General features: G+C 69.0%; 20 protein-coding genes, 1 pseudogene and 1 CRISPR repeat array. Of the genes and pseudogenes, 15 read left to right on the forward strand and 6 right to left on the reverse strand.

The window, feature by feature from the left end; translation table 11 throughout:
• Positions 1–5: 5 nt before the first annotated feature.
• Positions 6–2,318 carry a hypothetical protein gene (locus tag ACIRSS_RS23995; protein WP_400898455.1) on the reverse strand — a complete coding sequence of 771 codons (2,313 nt, stop codon included), beginning with the start codon at positions 2,316–2,318 and terminating at the stop codon, positions 6–8.
• Between the two features lie 240 nt (positions 2,319–2,558).
• Between ACIRSS_RS23995 and ACIRSS_RS24000 the strand changes: the two genes are divergently transcribed.
• Positions 2,559–2,759: a hypothetical protein gene (locus ACIRSS_RS24000; protein ID WP_400898457.1), complete on the forward strand. Its 201-nt coding sequence runs from the start codon at positions 2,559–2,561 to the stop codon at positions 2,757–2,759.
• A 530-nt stretch (positions 2,760–3,289) separates the two neighbouring features.
• Here the strand turns inward: ACIRSS_RS24000 and ACIRSS_RS24005 are convergent.
• Positions 3,290–4,609: a recombinase family protein gene (locus ACIRSS_RS24005; protein WP_400898459.1), complete on the reverse strand. Its 1,320-nt coding sequence runs from the start codon at positions 4,607–4,609 to the stop codon at positions 3,290–3,292.
• Positions 4,610–4,819: 210 nt separating this feature from the next.
• Positions 4,820–5,029 (reverse strand): annotated as a pseudogene (locus ACIRSS_RS24010) (hypothetical protein); the annotation flags it as partial.
• A gap of 1,191 nt (positions 5,030–6,220) precedes the next feature.
• Here ACIRSS_RS24010 and cas3 point away from each other — a divergent pair.
• The 5 genes from cas3 to ACIRSS_RS24035 all read left to right on the forward strand — a co-directional run bounded on the left by cas3 (position 6,221) and on the right by ACIRSS_RS24035 (position 13,835).
• A complete protein-coding gene (gene cas3 / locus ACIRSS_RS24015; RefSeq protein WP_400898461.1) occupies positions 6,221–8,431 on the forward strand; it encodes a CRISPR-associated helicase Cas3' in 2,211 nt (736 codons plus the stop codon).
• The gene (gene cas5c, locus ACIRSS_RS24020; RefSeq protein ID WP_400898463.1) at positions 8,431–9,156 is read left to right on the forward strand and encodes a type I-C CRISPR-associated protein Cas5c; all 726 of its coding nucleotides are present in this window, start codon (positions 8,431–8,433) and stop codon (positions 9,154–9,156) included. Before cas3 ends, cas5c begins: the two co-directional genes overlap by 1 nt.
• A complete protein-coding gene (gene cas8c / locus ACIRSS_RS24025) occupies positions 9,147–11,072 on the forward strand; it encodes a type I-C CRISPR-associated protein Cas8c/Csd1 (RefSeq protein ID WP_400898465.1) in 1,926 nt (641 codons plus the stop codon). Before cas5c ends, cas8c begins: the two co-directional genes overlap by 10 nt.
• Positions 11,073–11,085: 13 nt before the next feature.
• Positions 11,086–11,961, forward strand: coding sequence for a type I-C CRISPR-associated protein Cas7/Csd2 (gene cas7c / locus ACIRSS_RS24030; protein ID WP_400898467.1), 876 nt, complete (start codon positions 11,086–11,088; stop codon positions 11,959–11,961).
• A 55-nt stretch (positions 11,962–12,016) separates the two neighbouring features.
• Positions 12,017–13,143: a CRISPR direct-repeat array (repeat unit 20 nt; unit sequence CGGCGAGCGAGGATCGCAAC).
• 293 nt (positions 13,144–13,436) lie between these two features.
• Positions 13,437–13,835, forward strand: coding sequence for a hypothetical protein (locus tag ACIRSS_RS24035; RefSeq protein ID WP_400898469.1), 399 nt, complete (start codon positions 13,437–13,439; stop codon positions 13,833–13,835).
• Between the two features lie 294 nt (positions 13,836–14,129).
• On the opposite strand, the gene ACIRSS_RS24040 is transcribed toward ACIRSS_RS24035, so the two are convergent.
• The gene (locus ACIRSS_RS24040) at positions 14,130–14,507 is read right to left on the reverse strand and encodes a hypothetical protein (RefSeq protein ID WP_400898470.1); all 378 of its coding nucleotides are present in this window, start codon (positions 14,505–14,507) and stop codon (positions 14,130–14,132) included.
• 316 nt (positions 14,508–14,823) lie between these two features.
• Between ACIRSS_RS24040 and ACIRSS_RS24045 the strand changes: the two genes are divergently transcribed.
• The 7 genes from ACIRSS_RS24045 (at position 14,824) to ACIRSS_RS24075 (ending at position 20,877) form a co-directional block, all read left to right on the forward strand.
• Positions 14,824–15,210: a DUF805 domain-containing protein gene (locus ACIRSS_RS24045; protein ID WP_400898472.1), complete on the forward strand. Its 387-nt coding sequence runs from the start codon at positions 14,824–14,826 to the stop codon at positions 15,208–15,210.
• Positions 15,211–15,231: 21 nt separating this feature from the next.
• Entirely contained in the window at positions 15,232–15,408 is a 177-nt protein-coding gene (locus tag ACIRSS_RS24050) for a hypothetical protein (RefSeq protein ID WP_400898474.1), read from the forward strand.
• Between the two features lie 64 nt (positions 15,409–15,472).
• Complete coding sequence (locus ACIRSS_RS24055; protein ID WP_400898476.1) at positions 15,473–16,000, forward strand: hypothetical protein; 528 nt, start codon at positions 15,473–15,475, stop codon at positions 15,998–16,000.
• Positions 16,001–16,109: 109 nt separating this feature from the next.
• The gene (locus tag ACIRSS_RS24060; protein ID WP_400898478.1) at positions 16,110–17,915 is read left to right on the forward strand and encodes a serine/threonine-protein kinase; all 1,806 of its coding nucleotides are present in this window, start codon (positions 16,110–16,112) and stop codon (positions 17,913–17,915) included.
• Between the two features lie 71 nt (positions 17,916–17,986).
• On the forward strand, positions 17,987–19,180 hold the full coding sequence (locus tag ACIRSS_RS24065) for a right-handed parallel beta-helix repeat-containing protein (RefSeq protein WP_400898480.1): 1,194 nt from the start codon (positions 17,987–17,989) through the stop codon (positions 19,178–19,180).
• Positions 19,177–19,968 carry an FHA domain-containing protein gene (locus tag ACIRSS_RS24070; RefSeq protein WP_400898482.1) on the forward strand — a complete coding sequence of 264 codons (792 nt, stop codon included), beginning with the start codon at positions 19,177–19,179 and terminating at the stop codon, positions 19,966–19,968. Before ACIRSS_RS24065 ends, ACIRSS_RS24070 begins: the two co-directional genes overlap by 4 nt.
• A gap of 102 nt (positions 19,969–20,070) precedes the next feature.
• The gene (locus ACIRSS_RS24075) at positions 20,071–20,877 is read left to right on the forward strand and encodes a hypothetical protein (protein WP_400898484.1); all 807 of its coding nucleotides are present in this window, start codon (positions 20,071–20,073) and stop codon (positions 20,875–20,877) included.
• A 329-nt stretch (positions 20,878–21,206) separates the two neighbouring features.
• On the opposite strand, the gene ACIRSS_RS24080 is transcribed toward ACIRSS_RS24075, so the two are convergent.
• Positions 21,207–21,953: a hypothetical protein gene (locus ACIRSS_RS24080; protein WP_400898486.1), complete on the reverse strand. Its 747-nt coding sequence runs from the start codon at positions 21,951–21,953 to the stop codon at positions 21,207–21,209.
• Positions 21,954–21,960: 7 nt separating this feature from the next.
• The gene (locus ACIRSS_RS24085) at positions 21,961–22,650 is read right to left on the reverse strand and encodes a papain-like cysteine protease family protein (protein WP_400898488.1); all 690 of its coding nucleotides are present in this window, start codon (positions 22,648–22,650) and stop codon (positions 21,961–21,963) included.
• Positions 22,651–22,859: 209 nt separating this feature from the next.
• On the opposite strand from ACIRSS_RS24085, the gene ACIRSS_RS24090 reads away from it, so the two are divergent.
• A complete protein-coding gene (locus tag ACIRSS_RS24090; protein ID WP_400898490.1) occupies positions 22,860–23,792 on the forward strand; it encodes a hypothetical protein in 933 nt (310 codons plus the stop codon).
• Between the two features lie 53 nt (positions 23,793–23,845).
• The gene (locus ACIRSS_RS24095) at positions 23,846–24,715 is read left to right on the forward strand and encodes a class II glutamine amidotransferase (RefSeq protein ID WP_400898492.1); all 870 of its coding nucleotides are present in this window, start codon (positions 23,846–23,848) and stop codon (positions 24,713–24,715) included.
• The last annotated feature ends 134 nt before the right edge of the window (positions 24,716–24,849 follow it).

Here is a 24,849-nt window from a genome sequence, read left to right on the forward strand (position 1 = left end):
ACGGTTCAGCTGTCAATCGCCATGGACGAGGCACCGAACCGTACGCGACGCAGAGCGGCGACCGCGCCTGCTGTTCCCGCCACCACTTCTCGTTCGAGTTCCTCGACCTGCCCCTGCCTAGCTAGCAGATCACTCAACCGGCGCGCGGCGTACCAGTCGCCGTTGTCGGCGCGGTCGCGTAGCTGCTCCACCTGCCGCTGTTCGGCCAGCAGATCAGTCAACCGGCGGGCGGCGTGCCCGTCGCCGTTGTCGGCGCGGTCGCGTAATACCTGAATGGCTTCCTCTACCTGTCCATGCCCGGCAAGTAGATCAGCCAGCCGGTGGAAGGCGTGCTCGTCGCCGTTGTGGGCGCGGTCGCGCAGGCGCTCCATTTGCCGCTGTATGGCCAGTAGGTCAGTCAACCGGTGGTCGGAGTGCTCGTTGCTGATGTCGGCCAGGTCGCGCGGCACTTGTTTGGTTTCCGTGATGACCTGTTCCTGCTCAGCCAGTAGATCGGCCAACTGGCGAGTGGCGTACTCGTCGCCGTTGTCGGCCCGGTCACGCAGTATGCGTTTGGCTTCTTCGACCTGCCCGTCTTCAGTTAGGAGGGCGGCCAATCGGTGGGTGGCGTACTCGTCGCCGTTGTCGGCGCGATCGCGCAGTAGCTGTTTGGCTTCCTCGACCTTCCCGTGTACAGCCAGACGGTCAGCCAGCCGGAGGATGGCGTACTCGTCGCTATCGTCGGGGCGGTCGCGCAGTACCTGGACGGCTTTCTCAACCTGCCCCTGTATGGCCAGCCGCCCAGCCAACCGTTCGGCGGCGTATCCGTCGCCGTTGTCGGCTCGGAGGCGCAGTTGCTCCACCAATCCCTGTTCGGCCAGTAGGTCAATCCAGCGGCGGGCGGCGTAGCGGTGACCGCGCTTGGCGAGCTGTTGGAAGAAGGTGGCAGCTTCGTGATCTCGGCCGCGTCGGTCGGCATTGTCGGCGAGGCGGCCAGTGTCGTCGGGATGATGGTGGCAGATCAGGGCGTGCCAGGCGGTGTCGGGGAGCTGTTCGCGACGACGGGCCTTTAAGGCGTGCTGGTGCAGATAGTCGGCGACCTGGTAGCCGGCGATGGTTCCCATGCTGGCGGGTACGGGAGTGAGCGCGGCGGTGGCGCCGTGCAGCAGCCTAGAGGCATAGGCCAGGGCGTTCTCGAGCCAGTCCGAGGGTGCAGTGGCCACGTCCCGCTTGTTTAGGTAGCCGGGCGCGGCGTCGATGAAAAACTCGCGGGTGAGGGGCGCGTGTGCACCGACGCGGCGGGCGTCGAGCGCGGCGGTCATAATCGCCTTGGCGTAGGCGGGTGCCTGGTTCCAGTGTCGGATCAGTTCCGGACCCGCGGCCATCACCTGTGTGAAGCCGGCATCGTGGGTGTCGAGCGCGACGCGGATCCGTGGATCGGTGCCAGCGAAGTCCTCGGCTCGGCGCCGCTCGAGAGGGCTGAATGCCGCGGGCACGTGCAGCGCGTCAGCCAGGTCGAGCAGGCGCCGGTCGTTGGCATACGGTTCCGAATGACCGTCGTCCGGGAGCGCCATGCGCTTGTTGTGCTCGCCGGGCCAGCAGGTCGCGACAAGCACGACCCCTCGCGCGATCAGCTCGCGGATCTGCCCGGCCGGCACGCCCCCAGCGAAGTCGAGGTAGTCCTGCAGCTCGTCCAGCCACACCACCGTCCGTCCGGTCGGACGCGCGGCGAACTCCCGCAACGGCTCGGCGTCGCTGGGGTGCAGTAGCCACCAGTCCGACATCGTTGCCTTCACCGCTTCGAACAGGGCGCGGGTCTTCCCGACCGACGAGTCGCCGACCAGCAGCACGAACCCGCCCTGTTGAGCAGCCAGGGTGAGTTTCGTGCGCAGGTCGGCGTCGAAGTCTCGCAGCACGTACAGCGGTAGCTCACCTTCACCTAGACCGGGCTGCGTGTCCTCGGGCGACTGGGGGGTTTGGATCGCGGCGTGCACTCCCAGCATCCGCGGCCGTGCGTCGCGGACCCGCACCGCTCCCGGCGGGCGCCGTTGGTGCTGCGTGGCCGCCCGTTCCAGCGCCTGCAGCCATGGCCGCTGTGCCTGCTCGTCGTGGATGCCACAGGCGGCTAGAAACGTCATTACCGTCTCGGCCTCCGGCACGGATTTGGCGTTGAGCAGGTCACTGGCGGTCGACCGCGGCAGAGCCGGGCGTCGCCTGCCTCGCGCCGGCAGCTTCGCGGCGGCATCAGCAAGTCCCTGCAGGGACAGTGACCGGTCACGGCGCAGCTGTTCGAGGGCATCAGCCAGTTGGGGAAGCGTGCTGATCTCCGTCGGATCCAAGCCCACCCCCCGTCTGCCCGCGCGTCGCTGTCCGGAGAAGGCTGCCTGACAGCACCGGACACCGTACTCAGCCAAGCGGTAGCACCGCATCCTCCCTGGGCTACCCGTCTCAGGTTGGCGCTCATCCGGCAGCGGTGTCCGGATCCGTATGGAGCCCCTGCCGGACCCCGTCCCCGGATGGTCGGCTGTTCCGCGAGCGCGGGCTGGCCGGGCTCGTGACCCCGAGGACAGGACACGATCATGTGGACGTCGTTGATCACACTCATCGCGCTGGTGCTGCTCGCCGCGATCGGCGCCGCCGTGGCGGTGGCGCTCGCGACCACCGACCACCAGCGCGCTCAGCGGGCGCTGACCCTCCTCGAAATCCTGCTTGGTGCCCTCTTCAACAGCAGCGGCATGCTCGCTGCAGTGATCCACCTGCACCAGGCCGGACTGCTGTGACGTCGCGACGAGGGATACTGTGCCGAGATCGGCGGGCACATTGCTTTACCGTGATTGCATTTGTCTCCGTGCAACTTGGTCAGGCTATTGGTGTTGATGCGGAGGTCGAGAAGGTGCGTCACGACCGGACTTTCGGAGCGGTACTCGCGGGATTGTCGAGTGTCCAGCTCGACATCGCAGGCGCAAACCCACCGCGACCTTCGTTGGCGATGTTCTCCCTGGTTAGCTTGCCGGGAGACGTCCTCGAGCCGGGGACTGCAACGGATCGCCTCTGGGGCTTTCTGCACTGCTGAGGGGAGGGCTGCCCGAGAGGAATGCCCGCAGCCTCGCGTCCCGTGATCAAGCCGGGTCGCTGCCGTTGAGCCGGCCCTCGCGGGGAGGGCACGTGCAAGAGCCGTGACTCTGCGCTACCATGGCCGCATGATCTCCCCAAACACGGGAGATATCCCACGGGTGGGGGTTCAAGTCCTCGGACACAGTATTACCCCACGGATCGCGAAACGCGATCTTGAAGCGTGGGCGTTCGTAGTCTAGCTCGAATCGATCTCTTCCAGTCGCCATCCGGCGCTGTCATAGACGATGATCTTTCCTGAGTCGCGCAGCGCTGCTGCCACGCGTCTGTGTCGTATTCGGTCAAGCTCCGGTGTGGCATGGCCCTCCTTGCCTTCATCTCTGAGCCGGATGCTGATCTCGTCGACGAGATGGTCCTCGCGGATGTAGAGCGTCTTCGCCCGCCCTTGGCCCGCGCGTTGGGTGCTGGTGTGACCGTGGCGGCACCGGTAGGTCGGACGCCCATGGTTCCAGTGCGAGTCCAGCCGCCGGTCGCAAACACCGCAGTGGATCAAACCGGCCAGGGCGAACCGGCGAGTCCGGCCGTCCGTGGCTGGTCGCGTCGCGCGTATCTGCTGCGCGGCGACGAAGTCCTGCTCCGTAACAAGAGCCGGATGGGCGGCCTTCGCCGACAGTGCCGGCGTTGCGGCTGGGCCGCTGGTGTCGGTGGCGCGGCGGTTCCAGGTCTGGCGGCCGGTGTAGCGCGGGTTCGCCAGGATCACGGCGACCGTACGCAGGGTCCAGGCGCCGCGGGTCCGGTGGCGGTTGCGGTCGGGGTCGGCGCTGGACGGGCAGGGGACACCACGCTCGTTGAGGTGTCGCGCGATGCTGGCGACGCTGTGACCGGCAAGACGTTGGCGGAAGATCCAGGCTACGTGCGGCGCGGTGCGCGGGTCAGGAGCGAGCCGTTGCAGCCGCCGTCCCCAGCGGGCATTGGCGGCGTTGGGGTGCGGGCCGGCGTCGACGAGACGGTAGCCGTAGGGTGGGCGTCCGCCGAGGTAGCGGCCTTGCTGGGTGGCCTGGTTGTGCATCGCCGCCAGCACCCGGTGCCGGGCACGGAGCACTTCGCGCTGCGATTGGGTAGCAAGTAGCGACAGCAGTGCCCGGTGATCGCGGTTGGCGAGATCGACGGGGCCGTTTGTTTCGGGCAGCCACAGCTGGAGGCCGTGCCGAGTGCACCAGGTGTAGAGGGTGGCGAACTGGGTGCCGGTGAAGGCGCGTTCGTACTCGCCGATCACGATCGCATCGACGACGGGCTCCGGCCCGGAGACCTCGGCCATGAGCCGGGCGGCCTGCGGTCGCTGTCGCCATGGGACGCGGCGTGAGGTGCCGGCGTCGAAGTAGGCGGCGACGACCTGGCCGTGGCCCGCGACCAACTCATCGGCCATATCGCGTTGCCAGCCCTGTGATGACACTCGATCTTGATGGCGGGTGGTCGATGTGCGGCCGTAGAACGCGAACCGCAGGCCGTCGCCTTTAAGGTCTGTGGATGCTGGGCCGGTCTGGTTCTTTCTGCTCATCCACTGCGCGAGTAAGTCCGCAGTGTCGTCCGCTGGAGGAAACTGAGCCGGGTGTGGTTGATGCCGATGCACGCTGGACCGATGGCGAGGTTGGCGTCTTATGACGGCGTGTTCGAGTTCGTTCGCCCGTTCGGCGCAGCGGATCGGGTGCTCACAGGCCGTATAACGATCTATATGACGAGGTTGACGTGATCAGCGCATGAATGACGCGGCGTCGTCGACCTGCTCGGTTGCAAGGCCGCGGCGCCGCATCGGTACGCCGTGCCGGTGGAGGATGCGGCTGGCCGTTCGCCGTTCGATGACGAACCGGTCACCGAGCTCGTGCATCGTCGCGCTGGACCGGTGGTTGGCGATCAGCCGCTCGACTTGTTCGGAGCCGAGTTGCGAACGCGGCCTGGTCACGGTCGCTGCACCCCACAGCCAGCGAGGATCCCAACACGACCGCGGTCACTGCGACGGTGCAGTGGGCGGGCAGCGCTGGCCGCCCGGCCACCGAGGATCGTAACAACCTGGGTATCGAGGGCATCCTGCTGTTAGGCGGCAGCGCTGACCGTCCACGGTCAGCGAGGATCGCAACACGTACGAGGGCTGCAAGATCAGCAAGTGGGAGCTGGCAGCGCCAGCCGTCCGTGGCTGGCGAGGATCGCAACCTGGGCCGGGCTAAGAAAAGGTCGGTGTCCATCGTGCAGGGCCGGCCGTTTCTCGGTCAGCGAGGATCCGCAACCTCGTCTCAATCGGGCTCCGTTGGGGTAGGTTCGTCGACAGCGCTGGCCGTACACGGTCAGTGAGGATCGCAACAAGCAGGACGGTCCGTTCACCGTGATCGACACGGTGAGCAGCGTTCGCCGTCCACGGCGGGCGAGGATCGCAACGACTCGACCGGCACGATGCCGACGATGGTCGTCGGGCAGCGCTCGCCGTCCGCGGTGAGCGAAGATCGCAACCTCAACGTCACGCTCTACGCGATGGCCCAGAAAGCTCCAGCAGGGCTGGCCGTCTGCGGCTGGCGAGGATCGCAACGACGGGGTGCACATGGACAACGCCCTGTGGACCCGGCAGCGCTGGCCGTCCGCGGCTGGCGAGGATCGCAACACGCACTCCAGTACGCAGAAGCACAGCGGAAGCTTCGCGTCGCGCTCGCCACGGCGGCGAGCGAGCATCGCAACTGGCTCGTGCCGGTCCGGACCGAGCCTGGCCCGGGGTAGCGCTGGCCGTCGCGGCCAGCGAGGATCGCAACGTCGTGGTCGACATGCTGGAGTACGTCATCGGTGGGCAGCGCTGGCCACCTGCGGTCAGCGAGGGTCGTAACATGATCAAACGCCGCGAACGGATCGGGATCCCGGTGGGCAGCGCTGGTCGTCCGCGGAGAGCGTGGATCGCAACGGTTCTATCCATCCATACTGCTGAATCCGTACTCGGAAGAGCGTTCGCCGCGAGCGGCGGACGAGGATCTCAAGAATGCCGACAAGATCACGTACGGGATCCGGTACCAGGCTGATCTTCCGACCATACTCGTGTGGTTAACCCAATCGTGTGAACTGCGGCGGCCTCATCGGCTCTGAAGGGGGTTGACGTCGGTTTTTGTCGGTGCCCGGGAGTATGCCTACCGCCGTGTTGTCGAAGGAGATTGACGAAGGCTGTTTGTGGTCGCACAGCGGGAACGCTGCCGGCCAATGGCATGGCCTGGTCGAGCACCTGACCAGTGTCGCGTCTCGTGCTGCCGAGTTCGCCGATGCCTTCGGTGCTGCGGCGTTGGCGTGGTGGCTGGGTCTGCTGCATGACCTGGGCAAAGGGGCCGAGACCTGGCAACAGAGGCTCGTCGCTCTAGGGGCGGACGGCGGTCGGGTCGGGATCGACCACAAGGCGGCGGGCACCCGGTTCGCTGTTGAGCGGGTGGGTTTGTGGCGGCTCGCGATGGCCATTCACGGTCATCACGGCGGCCTCGAGAACCCGGCCCAGCTACATGCCTTCCTGACCAGTCCGGAACGTGATCGACTTGCCGAGGACCAGGCTGTTAGCCAATTGTCAGGACATATCGCCGAGCTTCGGCAGCCGACCCCGCCGACGTGGCCGAATTGGGCACGCGAGGGACCAGAAGCGGGCGAGATGTTGCTGCGGATGCTCTTCTCCGCGCTCGTCGACGCTGATCACCTTGACACGGCGGCACACTTTCGCGGTATTGAACGCGTGTCAACAAAATCGGCTGTGGGGATGGCTGAGCTGCTGAAACGCTTCGAGCGCGAGCGGGCACGTCTCGTGGCTAAACGGGAGCCCTCGTCGATCGACGACCTGCGCGCCCAGGTCTATGCGGACAGCGTTCGAGCGGCTGCGTGCTCGCGTGGGTTCTTCCGGCTGGAAGCGCCGACAGGAGCGGGTAAAACGCTCGCTGCGGGCGGGTTCGCGCTGCACCACGCCGAGCGCCATGGCCTGCGGCGTGTGGTCTTCGCGGTGCCGTTCCTGTCCGTCACTGATCAGAACGCGAAGGTGTACCGCGACCTGCTCGACCCGGACGGGACCGGCGGGGTGGTCTTGGAGCACCACACCGCGGTGAACCTCGACGATGACCGAAGGAGTGCACGATGGCAGCGGTTGGCGGCCGAGAACTGGGACGCCGAGTTCATCGTCACCACCACCGTGCAGCTGTTCGAGTCCATCCACGCGCGGACGCCGGCGCGGATGCGCAAGGTACACCGGTTGGCCGGCGCGGTGATCGTTCTGGATGAGGTCCAAGCAATCCCGGTGCACCTGCTCGACCCCGTCCTGCTCGCCCTGCGGCAGCTCGTGGAGCACTTCGGCGCCACGGTCCTTTTCGCGTCCGCGACACAACCAGAGTTCTGGCACCTGCCCGTGCTAAAGGGCGTAACACCGACGTCCATCGTGGCTGATCCGAGCAGCCTGTATGCCGCGTTGCGGCGTGTCCGGTACCGGTGGTGGCGGAGGCCAAAGCCGCTCCTGGCCGACGTGGCCGCCGAGGCCGCGAAGCACCGCCGGGCGCTGGTAGTCGTGAACACCACCGACCATGCGCGGGTAGTGCTGCGGGCCTGGAAGGAAGCCCACACAGGATCGGCGGCGATCCGGCATCTGTCCACGCGGATGTGTTCCCGGCACCGCCTCGACACCATCGAGGACATCCGACGGCTGCTCCCCGGTGATGGGGACGTGCTCGTGGTGTCGACCCAGCTGGTGGAGGCCGGTGTGGACCTGGATTTCCCGGTCGTTTTCCGTTCGTACGCGCCGGCCGAGGCGATGCTGCAGGCCGCGGGCCGCTGCAACCGTGAAGGCCACTTGGGCCGCGAGGGCGGCTTGGTCGTGGTGTTCGATCCACATGAATTCGGCCGGCCGCCCTCCTACGAGGTGCCGCTGCACGAGACCCGACGCCGCTTCGGACCGGCGCCCGGCCAAGCCGAACCGGATGACCTAGCGGCGCTGGCCGCCTATTTCACCGGGCTGTACGCGACGCTGGGACCGGAGGTACGCGGTCAAGCCGTGATCGACGCCCGACACGAATGGGATTGCCTGCGCGTCAGCGAGCTGTTCAAGATGATCAGCGACGAGTCGGTACCTGTCCTGGTCGACTACACCCCGATCGCCGGTCCCGAGGCGCGTGCCAAGGCCGATCGTGTGGTGGCCGCGCTCCAGCGCGGCAGGCCGGTGCGGCCTGACCAGCTGAGGCACCTTCAGCCCTTCCTTGCCTCACTGCCACGCTCGTTCGCCGAGGGGCAACGAGACGCCCGCCTCGTCCGGCTGGCCGGCGACTTGCACATCTGGACAGGCCGCTACGACCCGCTCTTCGGCATCGACCTCACCCCGGAGGACCAATAATGGGACAGCTACGCAAACCCGTCACCACCGACACCCCTATCGTCCTCGACGTGGCGGGGGACTACGCCTGCTTCACCCGGCCCGAAGCCAAGGCCGAGCGGATCAGCTACCCCGTGATCACACCCAGCGCCGCGCGCGGGGTGCTGGAGGCGGTGTTCTGGAAGCCGCAGTTCGAATACCGGATCAGAAAAATCGAACTGCTGCGGCCGATCCGATGGTTCCGAATCCGCCGCAACGAAGTCTCCTCGGCACCGGCCCTCTCAACCATTCAGCGGCAAGGCGCGAACTTCCGATACGACGCGGCAGCCGACCGTGACCAGCGATTCACGCTGGCCCTGCGCGATGTCGCGTACCGCATCCACGCGGACGTGGCGCTGCGTCCCCACGCGACCGACAGCCTGGGCAAGTACGTCGCGCAAGCTCGCCGGCGGATCGATCGCGGTGCCTGCTTCAGCCAGCCCTACCTCGGGTGCCGCGAGTTCTCGGCCACCGACTTCGGCGCCGCGGACCCCGCCGTCGGCCCCGTTCCGCACGATGAGTATCTGGGGATCATGCTGCTGGACGTCGACCACACAACCCGACCGCCGCGCTCGACCTGGTTCACCGCCTGGCTGCGCCAGGGCGTCCTCGACGTCCCGCCGGAAGGCATCCACGACCCCGCGCTCGACGAACAGGCGACCATCAGGCCGAGCATCGCAGCTGAGGCGGACCGGACATGTTCCTGACCCGGCTGCGCGAGTTCGCCGAATCCAGCGAGGCGATGCCGCCGCCGTTTCACGCCCGGCGCAGCATCCGATGGATGCTCGACCTGCATCCCGACGGCCGGCCCGAGGGCGAGCTGGTCGACCTCGCGGTGCCGGACGAGTCGGCCCGCCGCAACGGCAAGCGCGAGCTCGTCCCGAACCTGCAACGCTCGGGCACCGCGCCGCAGCCGATGCTCGCCTGCGACGACCTGAAGAACGCCCTCGGATGGCCAAGCCCAGGCAAGAGCGGTCGCCCCGCAGACCCCAAGGACGTCGAACGAGCTCGGCGGTGCCATGCGGCGTTCACCACGCTGGTGGCCGATTGGGCCGAGGCCAGCCCGCGCGATCGCGGAGCACGGGCACTGCTGACGTTCCTGCGAAGCGACGGCCAGCAACATCTGACCCGCCCGGACAAGTACTCCTCAAGCGACCTGGTCGCCTTCCGCGTCAACGGCCGGTTCGTCCACCTCTCGCCGGCAGCAAAGCGACGATGGACCCACGTCGCCACGGGCCGCAAGGCCTCCGACGCCACCGGGATGTGCCTCGTTTGCGGCAGGACGGGACAACTGATCGACACCTTCCCCCGGCAGGTGACCGCCGGCCTGATTCCGGCGATGGGATTCGACCCCGATAGCCGCAGCAAGAACCGGCCCCAGCCCAACTCGGTGGCGCTGGCGAGCGTGAATAAGGAGTCCATGGGTTTCGACCTGACCATCCAGCTCGCGCATTCACCCATCTGTGTGTCCTGCGCGGAAGCGAGCGTGGCCGCACTCGACCACCTGCTGCGCAGCCGTGACCACCACCGGCGGATCGGTGACACCGCGCTGGCCTGGTGGCTGCTGCACGCCGAACCCGGCACGGCCGCGCCGATCCAGCTCGTCTTCGACCCCGACGAGGCAGCCATCGATGCGCTGCTCGCGGAAACTCCCACCGCCTCCGGGCCTGATCCTGCGTGGCTCGTCAAAACGGCCGGAACGATCATCGACGCACCGAAATCCGGACGCGAACCCGGGCGAGTGGACACCAGCCTGTTCTGCGCAGCGGCGATGTCGGCGAACAAGACCCGCCTGGTCCTGCGCGACTGGATCGATGTGCCCTTACCCGCGGCCAAGCAAGCGGTCGCACGGTGGTTCACCGACCACAGCGTGCTGGACCCATGGACCGGCACAGCGCGGAGATTCTCTCTGTACCGTCTCACGCTGGCGTTCGGACGATGGGACCGGCAACGCGGGGCGTATCTGCCCCTGGGTGATCCTGGCGCACATCGTCCGCTGTGGGCACAGCGAGATCTACTTGCCGCAGCGCTCCACGAGAACCCACCCCCAGTGACTCTCGCCCATCACCTCGTACAGCGGCTGCGGGCCGACCGGCACCTCGACGGTCCCCGCCAAGCACTGCTCAAGCTCCTCATCAGGAGGACCTTCAGACCGGATAAGGAGACCCGATTGGCACTCGACGAGACCGACGACACACCCGCATACCTCGCCGGACGGCTCTTCGCCGTCCTCGAATCCCTCCAATACACCGCCACCAGACTCGACAGCAAGGACAAGAAGCTCAACACCACCCTGGCCGACCGATACCTCGCCGCCGCATCAACCAGCCCAGCACGGGTGGTCCCCGAGCTCCTTCGCGGTTCCCAGGCCCACCTGAAGAAGCTGCGCAGCCGCAACCGCGACGGACTCGCCGTCCACTACGCCAAGCAACGCGACGACCTCAGCGCACGACTCAAGCCGATACCGCTGGCGCTCGGCTTGGCTGACCAGTGCTCCTGGTTCAACGGCTACGCAGACCAACGCAACCATTTCTTCGCACTCGCAGCAGCCCGCGGCCAGCGAACGGACGACAACATCCCGGCGATTCCCGACACGGACGCCGACCAGGCGACCGACAACTAACCCAGGAGGAACCATGAAGCAGCCCCACCTCGACCCACAGCGCCGCCACGACGCCGTACTGCTCTTCGACGTCATCGACGGCAACCCGAACGGCGACCCCGACGCCGGCAACCAGCCCCGCACCGACGTCGAAACCGGCCATGGCCTCGTCACCGACGTCTGCCTGAAACGCAAGATCCGTGACCAGATCCCGCTGCTCCACCCCGGCGAAGAGCGCTTCAAGATCTTCGTCGAAGCCGACGTCGCACTCAACACCAACATCAAACGCGCGTTCACCGCCACCGCTACGCCGCTGACCAAGAAGACCAGCCCGCAGCAGCGCACCGATGTGCAGCAGTGGCTCTGCAACGAGTTCTTCGACATCCGCATGTTCGGCGGCGTCGTCGGCACCGGCGACGGCAACGCCGGACGGATCCGCGGCCCCCTTCAGCTCACCTTCGCCCGCAGCGTCAGCCCCATCCTTACCCAAGCGCACGGCATCACCCGCATCACGCAGACAACCGAGAAAGACATCGAAAGCGGCGAATCCACCGAGATGGGATCCAAGTGGACCGTCCACTACGGACTCTATCGCGCCCACCTGCACTACAGCGCCCCGCGGGGAGAGCAAACCGGCGTCACCCAACAGGATCTGGAGACGCTGTGGCAGACACTGATCAATCTCTTCGAGCACGACCGAGCCAGCGGGCGCGGAGAAATGGACGTCAAAGGCCTGTACATCTTCAGCCACGACGACGCGTACGGACGAGCACGCGCCAGTCAACTGTTCAAGGGAATCGACACCGCCCTGCTCGACGGTGTGACCGCACCGAGGTCGATCGACGACTACAAGGTCACTGTTGAAGACGAACTGCCCAAGGGAGTGACACTGACCCGAGTCGTCGACTGAGTACAATGCCGACGACGCGCAGGCAGTTTCCTTGGCGATCCGGATCCTCAACCAAGCAGCGCTGGCCATCTGCAGCTAGCGAGGATCGCAACGTCACCTCGTCCAAGTAGATGCCGAGCGGCGGGCCGACGCAGCGCTTGCCGCTTGCGGCCAGCGAGGATCGCAACTGCGCTGAGCGCGCGGAGTACGTCACCGTGCTGCGGCAGCGCCGGCCGTCCGCGGCCACCGAGGATCGCAACCCGATCTCGGACTGGAACACCAGCGGGTACAGCCTGTAGCGCCGGCCGTCCGCGGCCGGCGAGGATCGCAACGCGTGAACGGTGCTGACGAACAGCCCGGGCGAGTTGGGCAGCGCCGGCGGTCCGCGGTCAGCGAGGATCGCAACGGCACCAGATTGCGGCCCTCGTAGACGCCGTAGGCAGCAGCGCTCGCCGCACACGGCGAGCGAGGATCGCAACCGATGGATGCCGATGCACCTCTACCGCGCCAGCGGGCAGCGTTCGCCGCGCACGGCGAGCGAGGATCGCAACGACATTTGCGTGGAGGCCGGGTGGATCGCCCCGCACAGGCAGCGCTGGCCGCCCGCGGCCAGCGAGGATCGCAACTGGTACAACCAGATCGTCGCGGCGGAAGACGCCTGGAGCAGCGCTGGCCGTTCGCGGCCAGCGAGGATCGCAACGGGTAGCGGCTGGACCACAGCGGCGGCAGGCCGGCCGGCAGCGCTGGCCGTCCGCGGCCAGCGAGGATCGCAACAGGTGGTAGTCCACCAGCACGCTGGTCACCGCGTCGGGCAGCGCTCGCCGCACGCGGCGAGCGAGGATCGCAACACCGGATCAGCACGGGGGACCCGATCGGGACCTGCAGCGCTCGCCGCACGCGGCGAGCGAGAACCGCAACACCGCCTGGATCGAAGGTCACGCGGCCTACCAGGACAGCAGCGCTCGCCGCACGCGGCGAGCGAGGATCGCAACATCCCGCAGGGCAGCACACTGACCATCGACGGCCGGCAGCGCTCGCCGCACACGGCGAGCGAGGATCGCAACGCCGAGGGGCGCGGCCTGGTGACCTATCTCGTGCTGGGCAGCGCTGGCCGTCCGCGGCCAGCGAGGATCGCAACTCGCCGGTCAGTATCAGCGCGACATTCAGGCCGGCGGGCGAGGCTTGCGGTCAGCGGCGAGCGAGGATCGCAACACCGGGATCGACTGGGCCCGTAACAACGAGACGCGGGCAGCGCAGCGAGGATCCGCAACTCGAAGTGCCGCCGCAGCAGCAGATGGGGTGGATGGTGCAGCGCTGGTCGTCCCCGGTCGGCGAGGATCGCAACGTCAACAACCGCATCGAGATCGATGTGCTGACCGGCACGGCAGCGCTGACCGTGCGCGGCCAGCGAGGTTCGCAACGACGACAGGGTTACCCCAGGCACCGGCGGCGGGTCCCTGCAGCGCTGGCTGTCAGCAGGGAGCGAGGATCGCAACATGATCGCGATGTCCATTCCTGTCACCACCTTGGTGTCGGCAGCATGGCCTTCCGCGGCCAGCGAGGATCGCAACACCAAGCTGATCGGTCGCTTCCGTCGGCCGGCCAGCAGCGCTGGCGTCCGCGGCCGGCAGGATCGCAACCCGCACAATCCGCATTTCCAATCCGCCGCCGTCGGGCAGCGCTGGCCGTCTGCGGCTAGCGAGGATCGCAACACCAACTACCGGGCCGTGGTCTCGGTGCTACGCGACATGCAGCGCTGTGCGTCCGCGGCCGGCGCGGATCGCAACCGCGTCCGGAACCGGGCGCGCGCCTCGTGTACGCCGGGGCAGCGCTGGCCGCCCGCGGCCAGGGGGATCGCAACCCGGGCGAGCCCAGCCCGACGCAGCGGACGATGAAGCAGCGCTGGCCAGTGCGGCCAACGAGGATCGCAATTGGATCACCTTGAGGCTCGAGGGCAGCGGCCCAAGCCAGCGAACGGGGCCGTCTTCGCGTCCGAGCTCCGCTTCGTACTAGAGCTAACTTGCCCCTTGTGGCAGCCGTCGCGCGGGCGACGGGCGACGCCTCTGACCTGTGGTCGACGTCCGCGGTCAGCCGGTCGTGTGAGGGCAACTGGGTGCGAGACGCTGTGACCTGAGCTACCATGAGTGCATGATCTCCCCAAACACGGGAGATATCCCACGTATGGGGGTTCAAGTCCCCCCTCGGACACTTGCAATAACCCCAGCCGTGCGGATCGACATTAGTCTCGATCCGCACTTGTCGTTCACGGGGTGGTAGGTCGCGTGCAGCTGGAGCTGCCGGTAGACCTCCGCTTTGCGGTCGATGTCGGCTCCGGCTTCGAGGGCTGCGCGGTGGCGTTCGAGTGCTCGGTCGCATTTCTCGACGGCCTTGACGGCGGCCGCGGCGCCGGGATCGACGTTGAGTTCGGGCTGGGCTGCGTAGAGGTCGTCGATGGTCTCGGCGAGGCGGTGGGGTGCGAAGCAGGTGCTGAGCCAGCTGTCGAGCGGGCCGATGAGGTCCTGCTCGGCGAGGTAGACGTTGCGGGGGTGCTCGGTCTTGTCGGCCAACCCCTACTCGTTGGGTAGCGGCGGCGGTAGAAGAGCTGGTCGCGGCTCTTCTGGCCCTACCGGGGTCAGTACCGGGTCGACGTCGTCGAAGCGCGCACCGGCCGGCCGGTCGGCTCGTTCCCGATCGAGGCCGGGAAGGCCCGCTCCGGCTGCGGGGAGCAGCTCCTCGCCCCGGCCTCCGAAGCGGATACCAAGGGACGCAAGGACTACGACCTCCCCGAGAGCGAGAACCTCGGCTCGCACCTGTGCCCGTTCGTCGGCGGGGCGCCGCGCTGACCGGGGACCGCTCCCCGGCGCGACGCCCCAAGCTCGGCCGATGCAGTTCGAAAACGTTGTCGGGTACCGCCGAATCGGCTTCGGAGCCGCGCTGGTCCGCGCGGTGCGCCTGAGCTTCCGGCCCCGCGGGCGGGCCTCTCGGCCGGAGTTCTGGTACTTCTTCCTGGTCTACGTGCCGCTGGTGCTGATCCTCGGCGGCGTCGAGAACGTCGTCGACGAGGAGTGGCTCTACACCGTCGGCACGATCCTCTACCTGCCGTGGCTGGTGCCGTTCGTCAGCGTCGGGATCCGGCGGCTGCACGACACCGGGCGGTCCGGCTGGTGGTGCGTCGGCGTCATCTCCTGCATCGGCTGGATCATCCTGACCGTCTTCTGGAGCGAACGGGGCAAGCCGGGGGAGAACCGGTACGGCCCGCCACCGGGATGAGGAGTTTCGTGGACCGCCCGCGTGAGCGCGGGGCGCGTCGTGGCCGGCCGGTATCGGCTGGCCGAAGCGCTCGCTGGATGGGGACGCCGGGCAGAGGCGCCGATCGGTGCCGGGATGCGCGTCGGCCTGCGCAGGCGGCTGCTCGCCGGCGCCGCGGTGGCGGTGGCCGCGCTCGCGGCCGGGTTCTTCCTGTCGTGATGCGGGATGTGCCGGGACCGGTCCCCGGCGCCTGCCGCCACAGTGTGGTGTCGTCGTGAGAGGGATGGAAAGCGAGGTGCCCGTGACAGCGGATTCGGAACTCGGCGAGCTGCTGGCGATGCATCACACCCTGACCCACCGCCGGGGGTGGCTCGCGGTTGCCCTCCTGATCGCGGGGGTTCTCCTGTCTCTGCCGACTTGGGTGCTGTGGCTGCTGAACGCCACGGCCGGCGAGGACCCGTTGGATCATCTCGGGCCGTTGTCCGGCGTGCTCGCAGGCGCGGCGATCGGCATGCTGGTCGCCGCGGTGTTCTTCGGTGTCTGGGCGCTACGCCACCGCGGTGAGGTCTACGAAGTTCATCAGAACGGCCTTCGCGTGGAGCGCGCCGGCCGGATACGGACCTACGACTGGACCGAAATCGTGGTTGTGGAACCGCAACCCATCGTCAGGGATACTGCTTTCACGCAGTGGACCGGCGGCGACTTCCGGTGCTTCATCCACTTGGCGGGCGGCGAGAAGATCGTCGTCACCGGCCTCACCTATGCCGCACGCGATCTCGTGGCGAGCATTGAAACGTCGACCGGCCGGTGACCGTTCGTGCTCCGGTGCGGGCACGGCCGACCGGGTGATAACTGGTTCCGCCGACCGCAGCAGTGACGCGGTGTCAGCATATCGACACGGCTTTTCGTACACTCCCCGGGTGAGCAAGGGACGAGTCGTGGCCAGCCGCTATCGGCTGGAGGAGGAGCTCGGCCGGGGTGGCATGGGCGTCGTGTGGCGGGCGGTCGATCTCGAGCTCGGCCGGCAGGTGACACTCAAGCGGGCGCTGGGCGAGGACGCCGGGCAGATCCGCCGTGAGGCACGGATCGGCGCCGGGCTGCTGCACTCGAACGTCGTCACGGTGTTCGACACGGTCGTCGACGGGGACGCCCGGTGGCTGGTCACGGAGTACCTGGCCGCGCGGAGCCTCGAGGAGCTCATCGACGACGACGGGCCGCTGCCCGAGGACCGGGTCCGGCGGATCGGTGTCCAGCTCGCCGCGGCGCTCGCGGACATGCACGCCCGCGGCATCGTGCACCGCGACGTCAAGCCGGGCAACGTCCTGGTGACCGCGGACGACGTCGCGAAGCTCACCGACCTGGGCATCGCCCGCTGGACCGAGGTCACCCGCACCGGCGGCGCGCAGCTGACCGGCACGCTCGGGTACGTCGCGCCGGAGGTGGCCGACGGCGCCGAAGCCGGCCCCGCGTCGGACGTTTTTTCCCTGGGTGCCACCCTCTACGCCGCGATCGAAGGCCGGTCGCCGTGGGGCTCGGGCGAGGACGGCCCGTTCGCGCAGATGCGCCGCGCCGCCGCCGGACGGCCCATGCCTGCCGAGCGCGCCGGGCGGTTCGCGCCGGTGCTCGCCGCGCTGATGGCGCGGCACCCGGCTGACCGGCCCGGTGCTGCCGAGGCGGTCACGCTGCTCACGGCGGACGCGCCTGCGCCCCGGCCGCCGCGCCGCCGCCTGCGCCGGCAGTTTCTCGCCGGGGCCGCGGTGGCGGCGGTGGCCGCGCTGGTGGCCGGGTTCGTCCTCGCCCGGCCGCTGTGGACCACCACCGACGGCGGCACGGCCGGGCCGGCCAGCCAGGCCCCGGCCGGCGCGAACACCCTCGGTGCCGATCCGGCCGCGACGGACCCGTGCGCGGCGATCTCGCTCAACTCGCTCACCGGGTTCGGGGAACCGTTCGTGGACCCGGAGGTGCTGAACTTCGGCAGCTGCGTGGTCACGACCACGTTGGCCGGCAAGGCCGGGCAGGTGCAGACCCGGCTCGATCTGACCGGCCCGCTGCGGTACCCGCCCCGGCCGCCGGTACCCGGCAAGATGGGCGAAATCGAGTATCCCGAGGCCCACGACGGCTCCTGCGAACGCGCCATTTCGCTGGCGGACGCCAATCGGATCGTCATCACCTCGCGCGCGGTGACGGACGCGAAGGACGCGCCGTTCTGCTCCTTCTCGGAGTCGGTGCTGTCCGGCGTGCTGGCCACGCTCGCCAACGGCCCCCTGCCGCGGCGCACCCAGCCGTTCCCGGACCGGTCACTGGCGCACGTCGACGCCTGCGGCCTGCTCGACGACGCCACGACGTCGGGTGTGCTGGGCCGGGTCAAGAAACCGGACCGAGGGTTCGGTGGCTGGGACTGCACCTGGGAGCACGATCCGCGCACGATCACCGTCGAGTACAGCCGGGAATGGCCGATCGAGGGGGACGAGGACGTGCCGGGCGACCGGATCCGCATCGGGAACCGCAACGCCGTCGTGGCGCCGGTGCCGGGCGGGCACCCGGAGTGCGCGGTCAAGGTCGTGCACCGCTCCTACACCCCGGCCCTGCCGGTGCTGCCGGGCACTCCGCCGAACCGGGAGGAAGTCGCCGTGGTCTCCGTCGAGGACACCTCGGCGGCCGGTGGGGACGCGCTGTGCGCGACCGCGCGCTCGCTGGCGGAGGTCCTCGTCCGGCGGCTTCCGTGAACCGGGGACCGGTCCCCGGCGGTCCCCGCTAGAAAGAAGCGGAGCCGGAACCGGCCGGGGAGGGACGAGAAGTGACGATTCGGGTGCTGGCCGGTGTCGCGCTCTTGATTGCGGCCACTGCCGGTCCGACGGTCGAGGGGGCCGCCGGACCGGGGCCGCGCACCCGGCATGTCGGGCCGCAGGGGACGTACCCCAGCGTCCAGGCGGCGGCCGACGCGGCCCGGCCGGGGGACACCGTCGCGATCGAGGCAGGCAGCTATCCAGGCGGGCTGACCGTCCACCGCGACGGCTCCCCCGGCCACCCGATCCGGTTCACCGGCCTCGGTGGTACCGCGGTGCTGACGGGCGCCGGCGGCCTGACCGTCGGCGGGCACAGCTGGCTGGAGTTCACCGACGTGACCGTTTCCGGTTCGACCGGCTTCGGCGTCTACGCCGAAGGCGCGCACGACCTCGTGTTCGACCGGTTCGGCATCGACGGCTCCCGCGACGGCGGCCTCGTGCTGGTCGGCACCCGGCGGGTACGCGTGGCGAACTGCGACATCCGCGGCACCAACGCCCGCGGCACCGCGGCCGACCACGAAGCGCTCAGCATCGCCTCCGGCTCGTCGGACGTCGAGGTGTCCGGCTGCCGCGTGCACGACAACGGCGAGGAAGGCATCGACGTCAAGTACGACGACGAGGCACGGGTGAAGATCCACCACAACGTCGTCATCGGCAACCGCGGCCCGGACGTCTACGTCGACTCCGCGTCCATTGTGGACGTCTACGCCAACGTGGTCGGCGGAACCCGCGAGGCCACCAAGGCCGGGATCGGGCTCGCCGTCGAGGACTACTCGGAAAGCCGCCTGCTGTCGAAGGTCCGGGTGTTCGACAACCTGTCCACCGGCAACGCGCAGGCCGGGCTGAGCCTCTGGGCCGAGTCGACCGGGACCATGCGGGACCTGACGATCGTCAACAACACCTTCGCCGGCAACGCCCGCAGCTCCCTGCTGATCGACGCCGACCGGTTCACCGGAAGGAACACGTTGCGGAACAACGTGTTCGGTGACGGCCCGGTCGACACCGGGCCGTTCGCGGCCGACCACAACTTCGCCGGGAACCCAGGATTCGCCGACCCCGCCGGCGGTGACTACCACCTCGCGAAGGGGTCGGCCGCGGTCGACGCCGGCAGTCCCGAGCGCGCGCCCGCGTTCGATCTCGACGGTGTCGCCCGGCCCGCAGGCGCGGGTTTCGACATCGGTGCTTACGAACGGAGGTGGCCGTGACCACCGGACGGCTCGACCCACACCACCAGCGCAGTCTGCGGCACGGCGTCGCCGGCACGGTGCCGGGCATGTTGAGCGCCCTCACCGTCAGCGGCGGCGTCGCGGTGCCGCCGTCGGCCGGGAGCCGGGTGAGCTTCGGGCGCAACCGGCTGGAGGTCGACGTCTGCGTCGGCGAGGAGGACGTGCGGATCAGCCGGGTCCACGGGCTGCTCGTGCGTGAGCGGGACCGCTGGTGGCTCAGCAACACCGGCCGCTCGCCGATCCGGCTGTCCGACAACGTCCTGCTGCACCGCGACAGCGAACCGCTGCCGCTGGCCGACGGCTACACCGCGCTGTTCCTGCGCGGCACCCGCGAGCACGTGCTGGAGCTGCTCGTCTCCGACGGCGAGCCCGGCGCCGCCACGCGCCGCCCCACGCATCCGACGGCACCGCCGAAACGCTGGCGGCTGTCCACGGAAGAGCACCTCGTGCTGGCCGTGCTCGGGCAGCGTTACCTCGGCTACGACCCCCACCCGCTGCCGCTGTCCCGCCAGCAGGCGGCCGCCGAGCTCGCCGAACGACGGCCTCGCGAGAACTGGACGGCCAAGCGCGTCGAGCACCTCGTTTCCCGGGTGCGGCAACGGCTTTCCAACGCCGGGGTGCACGGGCTGCGACGTGAGGAGGTGGGGGAGCCGGTAGGGCTGACCCTGACCGTGAACCTGCTGCGCGAGCTGGTGCTTTCGACGACGCTGGTGCCGATGGACCTCGAATGGATCGAGTTTTCCGATCAGCCGCTGTTCCCGGGATGAGGCCGCGCCACGCTGCGCGACCAGCCCGGCGAAACGGCCGATCGGGACTTACCACCCGCCCTGCGACCTCGGTCCGACGTGGACACCGCCTGAGGAGAGATGATGTGGCTGAATCGGCTCACCGAAGCGCTATCAGAAGATTCGTATATCCAAGCCTCGCAGCAGTCCCACTACCGGATGCTGGCCAAAGCGATTCTCGACAATCAGCCTGAGTGGGTCGAAGCCCAGCGCCTGGTCACCGTGTACGAGGAAGCGCTGTCGGTGGCTGATCAGCTTCGGAGGTTCACCGGCCAGGTCGCCCTGCATTCTGTCGACGTGCAGATCATGAACCTGCCCCGGCTGGGCCGTAGCGAATTCGGCCAAGGATACGCCGCGGGACTGCTTGCGGCACGTAAGCATCACCTGTTCGAGCGTCTCGGACCTCCTTCGCTACCCCCTGCTCGCGTCCCGGACTATCTGTTGCGGACCTATGACCACGATATTGAACTGCCCGATGCTGAAACAGCCGCAGCGGGCGTCACCGAATTGCTGTCAAGCTGGCTGCGCGGTGGTCGGCCGACGGACAGCGCCAACGCGGCCGTACGGTTGGCATCGGTGATCACCTCGGTGGCCCAGAAGTCCCTCAGCGTCGCCCAGGCGCACATCAGTGGGGTCCAGACCGAGATCGCGGACTTGGCCGGCGCACTCCGGGCGCCCGGTGATCTTGTGGTGACGAACCGATCGGTCAGTTCGTTCCTCCGGAGCGAACTGACGACTTTGAGCACGGCCGTGCGCCGGTCTGCGATTCCCGGCAGCGGATTCGGCGGAGGCTTCTACGCCGCCTGCGACCACGTGAGCCGGCTGCTCAACTCGCGTGCGGTCAGCCTGCGCTTTCCCCGCGCCGGAGACCGAGCGAGCATCAAGTGGTGACCGCAGGGCCGCGCGCACAGTCGGACGAGCTGATCAGATAGTGCACGCCGGCGGCTGAGGAACCGACCGAAGTCGACCACGACCTCGCGGTCGGCAGCGTCCGACTCGCGCGGCGGGCAGGCGGTCGGCGTGCTGGATCCACGGGTCGTCGACCTCGGGTCCTCAAGGACGTCGCCGCGCTTGAGGAGGCGGTCGCGGCGACGCCGCACGCCCACCCCGAACAGTCGCAAGTGGACGTCCACGTGGTACTCCACCGGCGTGGAGCCGCGAGCGTCGGACTCCTGGGCGATCCGGGGTGCACGTGCCGGATGTCAGGCTGCTTCGAGGGTTCAGCCGAGGGAATTCCGGCCACGGTGGCGGCGTCGGGCGATCATCGCCGCGGCCGCGGCCACCACCATGACGGCCGCGGCACCCGCCGGCCACCAGCGGGCGAGCGTCGACCCCGCGGCCGGAGCAGCCGCCGGGTGAGCTGCCACCTGCTTGTCCGCGTAGCGGTCGTGGACCTGGTGCTGGTAGTCGGCCAGGGAGACTAACGCTCCCAGCGCGCTTTGGGGCAGGCTGGCGCGCAGCAGGCGGACGCCGGTCGCGCCGAGTTCGTACCAGCCGTTGATCTGGGGTTCGTTCAGCAGCACCGTTCCCGGGTGCAGCTGCCGGGCCAGCCGGGTCTCGTCGTCGCCGGAGAGGACGCTGTCGACGCGCCAGCCGGAATCCGGCCGGCCCGCCGTCGACGGGGCGGCCTCGATCGTGCTGGTGCGCCCGTCCGGGGTCCGCGCCACGACCGCGACGTAGCGCAGGACCGCCGCCGGGCCGGTCCCGTCGCGGACGAAAGCCGGGGCGAGGGTGTAGGCCGGGATTCCCGTGTCCGCAACGGTGATCCCGGCGGGTTCCGGCTGACCAGGTCTGCGCAGGTTCGTCCGCGCGTAGCCGAGCGCTCGCGGGGTGTGGGCCGCTACGACGGCCGCCGAGAGCTGGCTCGCCGTCGTCGGTTCCCACGCCGGTGCCGCGGCCGCCGCCGGACCGGGCACGCCCAGTGCCAGCACGGCCGCCGCCACCACAGACCACGCAGACCTGGCCACGGCTACCTCACCGTCCGCCGGCGATGTCGACGACCGTGTCGCCCCACGTGAAGTCGCTGTTCTGCAGGTAGCTGTCGTAGGACTGGGTGCGGTAGCGCTGGTAGGTGGGCCACGGGTCGCCGACGTCCATCGACTGGTTGGCCGCGTCGTAGCCGTAGATCACCTCGGCGTGGCCGCCGCCGGAGGTCCAGTAAATCCCGGTCAGCGCCGGGTTGCCGGCGTCGATCTGCTGGGTGATCGTCGAGTAGGACACCGCGCCGCCGGCGCTGTCGGCGGAGAAACCGGTGCCGTGGAACCCGTTGACGATTTCGTCGATCTGCGCCGCCTCGTTCGGGCAGTACCCGGGGGTGGCCCCTTTCCCGGCCGCGCAGAAGGCGTCCTGCGACGTCGCCGCGCCGTGGAACTGCTCGATGCTCGCGCCGTCCGCGGCCCAGCACCATTCGTCGTTCTGCTGGACCTGCTGGCTGTAGTTCAGGCTGACCGCGGCCTTGGCGGCCCGCGCGCTCATCGCGCCCAGCTTGAAATGGCTGTTGTCGGCGAGCGGGTGGGTCAGCGTCAGGCCGTTCGGCACGGGAGCGCCGTGACCGTTCACCGTCGCCGCACCGGCGGCCGGGCTCAACGCCAGCGTGACCGTCGTGGCGACGACGCCGCACGTCAGCGCCATTCCCATCAATTTCTTGTCGAGTGCGATGGCCATGGAATTCTCCTTCACGCCGAAAGGGGACTCGTTTCTTCGGGGAAACCGTGTCCGATACTGTGCGGCGGTGGGAAATTTCCGACAACCGACGAAGGTCGGTTGGTGCCGATGTTATGGCAGGAGTTATGCCGCCGATCCGGCTGTCCTTCTCGGCTCTCTCCGTTCGTCCAGAAGGTGAATGACCAGAGGCACGAGGAGGGACTCGGATCATGCGACTCCACACGATGGCCGTCGTCGCGGCGATGGCCGGCGTCGTCATCAGCACGACCGCCGCCACCACCTGCGATGTGACGGTGTCCGACCCCCACGTCGTAGTGCACCTCGACGAGAGCGCCGGGCAGACGCCGGAGGCCGTCGAGGTCGAACCGGACGGCTCGGCGGACATCTCGTTCTCGGCCGCCGGCCAGGTGGCCCGGGTGACGCTCGGCGGACAGGTCCAGGTGCTCGGTCGGCTCCCGCGGACGGGCAACTGCCCGGTGGCCGGCGCCCCCAGCAGCATGGGGCTCGCGCGCTCGTCGGACGGCGCGCTCTACGTGCTCGACTGCACCGGTGACGCGAACACCGGCGTCTGGCGGATCAGCCGCGGCCAGGCGCCCGTCCAGCTCGCCGCGCTGCCGCCGAGCGGGTTCCCGAACGGCATGGTCCTCGATCAGCTCCGCGGGCAGCTGTACATCGCCGACTCCACGCTGGCGACCGTGTGGCGCGTCCCGATCGGCGGCGGAACGCCCGTGGCCTGGGCCACCGATCCGGCGCTGGCGAGGACCTCGTTCCTGGGCGCCAACGGCATCAGCCTGCACGGTGGCGCCGTGTGGGTCGGCAACACCGACCACGGCACGATCCTGAGGATCCCGATGCGGCCCGACGGCAGCGCGGGAGCCGTGCAGACGGTCGCAAGCGGGCTGGGTGCCGTCGACAGCTTCACCTTCGTGCCCGGCACCGACCTCGTTCTGGTGGCGCTGCCCCTCGCCGACCAGATCGTCCTCGTCCACCCGGACGGCCGGGTCCGCACGCTGCTGACCGCCGCCGACGGCCTTTCCGGCCCGACCGCGGTCAAGGTGTCGAACGGCACCGTGTACGTGTGCGACGGGGCGGTCCTCAGTCACATCGACCCGAACCTGCTCGTCGCGCACATCGACTACTGACGCCCGCGCTGTCCGGGTACTCGTGTGGACAGCCGCCGGGAGAAGGGTTCGAGATGTGTCGTCTGTTCGGTTTGTCCGCCGCGCCACAACGGGTACACGCGACGTTCTGGCTGCTCGAAGCCCCCGACAGCCTCGCCGCGCAGAGCCGACGGGAGCCGGACGGGACCGGCCTGGGCGTCTTCGACTCCCAGGGCCGGCCGCACGTGTGGAAGCAGCCGCTGGCTGCTTACGCGGATGAGAAGTTCGCCTATGAAGCCAAACAATGCGAGTCGGCGACGTTCCTCGCGCACATCCGCTACGCCTCCACCGGCGGCCTGGAACCCCGCAACACCCACCCCTTCGTGCAGCGCGGCCGCCTCTTCGCGCACAACGGCGTGATCGGCGACCTGCCGGGCCTGGAGGAACGGCTCGGCGACCAGCGGGACCTCGTCGAAGGCGACACCGACTCGGAGCGGTTCTTCGCCTTGGTCACCAAGGAGACGGACGCGCGCGGGGGCGACGTCGGCGCGGGAATCGCGGCCGCCGCCCGGTGGGCCGCGGAGCACCTGCCGATCTACGCGCTGAACCTGATCCTGACCACCGCCACCGAGCTGTGGGCGCTGCGCTACCCCGACACCCACGACCTGTTCGTGCTGCGGCGCGCGCCCGGCGGCCCGCACGGCGACCGCCACCTCGAGCACGCCAGCACGGCAGGCCGCATCCGGGCCCGGTCCGGCGCGCTGGCCCACCACCGCGCCGTCGTCGTGGCCAGCGAACGGATGGACGAGGACCCCGGCTGGCAGAACCTGGAGCCCGGGCAGCTGCTGCACGTCGGCGCCGACCAGGTCGTCACCCGCCGGACAGTGCTCGAGCACCCACCTCGCCACCAGCTCACCCTCGACGACCTCGGCACGCACGCCGCAGCGTCCCAGCACGGCCGGTGACCCCGGCGGAACCACCCCGACGGCCCGGTCACGCCGGCGCAACGGTCCGTCCGCCGCGGGTTTCGACGGCGGGGGCCGGGAAGTCGCTCCGGGGGGGGCATGAGCAGGTTGGCATGGCGGCGACACCGGGCCCT

The organism is Amycolatopsis sp. NPDC101161, assembly GCF_044768185.1.
Classification (GTDB): domain Bacteria; phylum Actinomycetota; class Actinomycetes; order Mycobacteriales; family Pseudonocardiaceae; genus Amycolatopsis.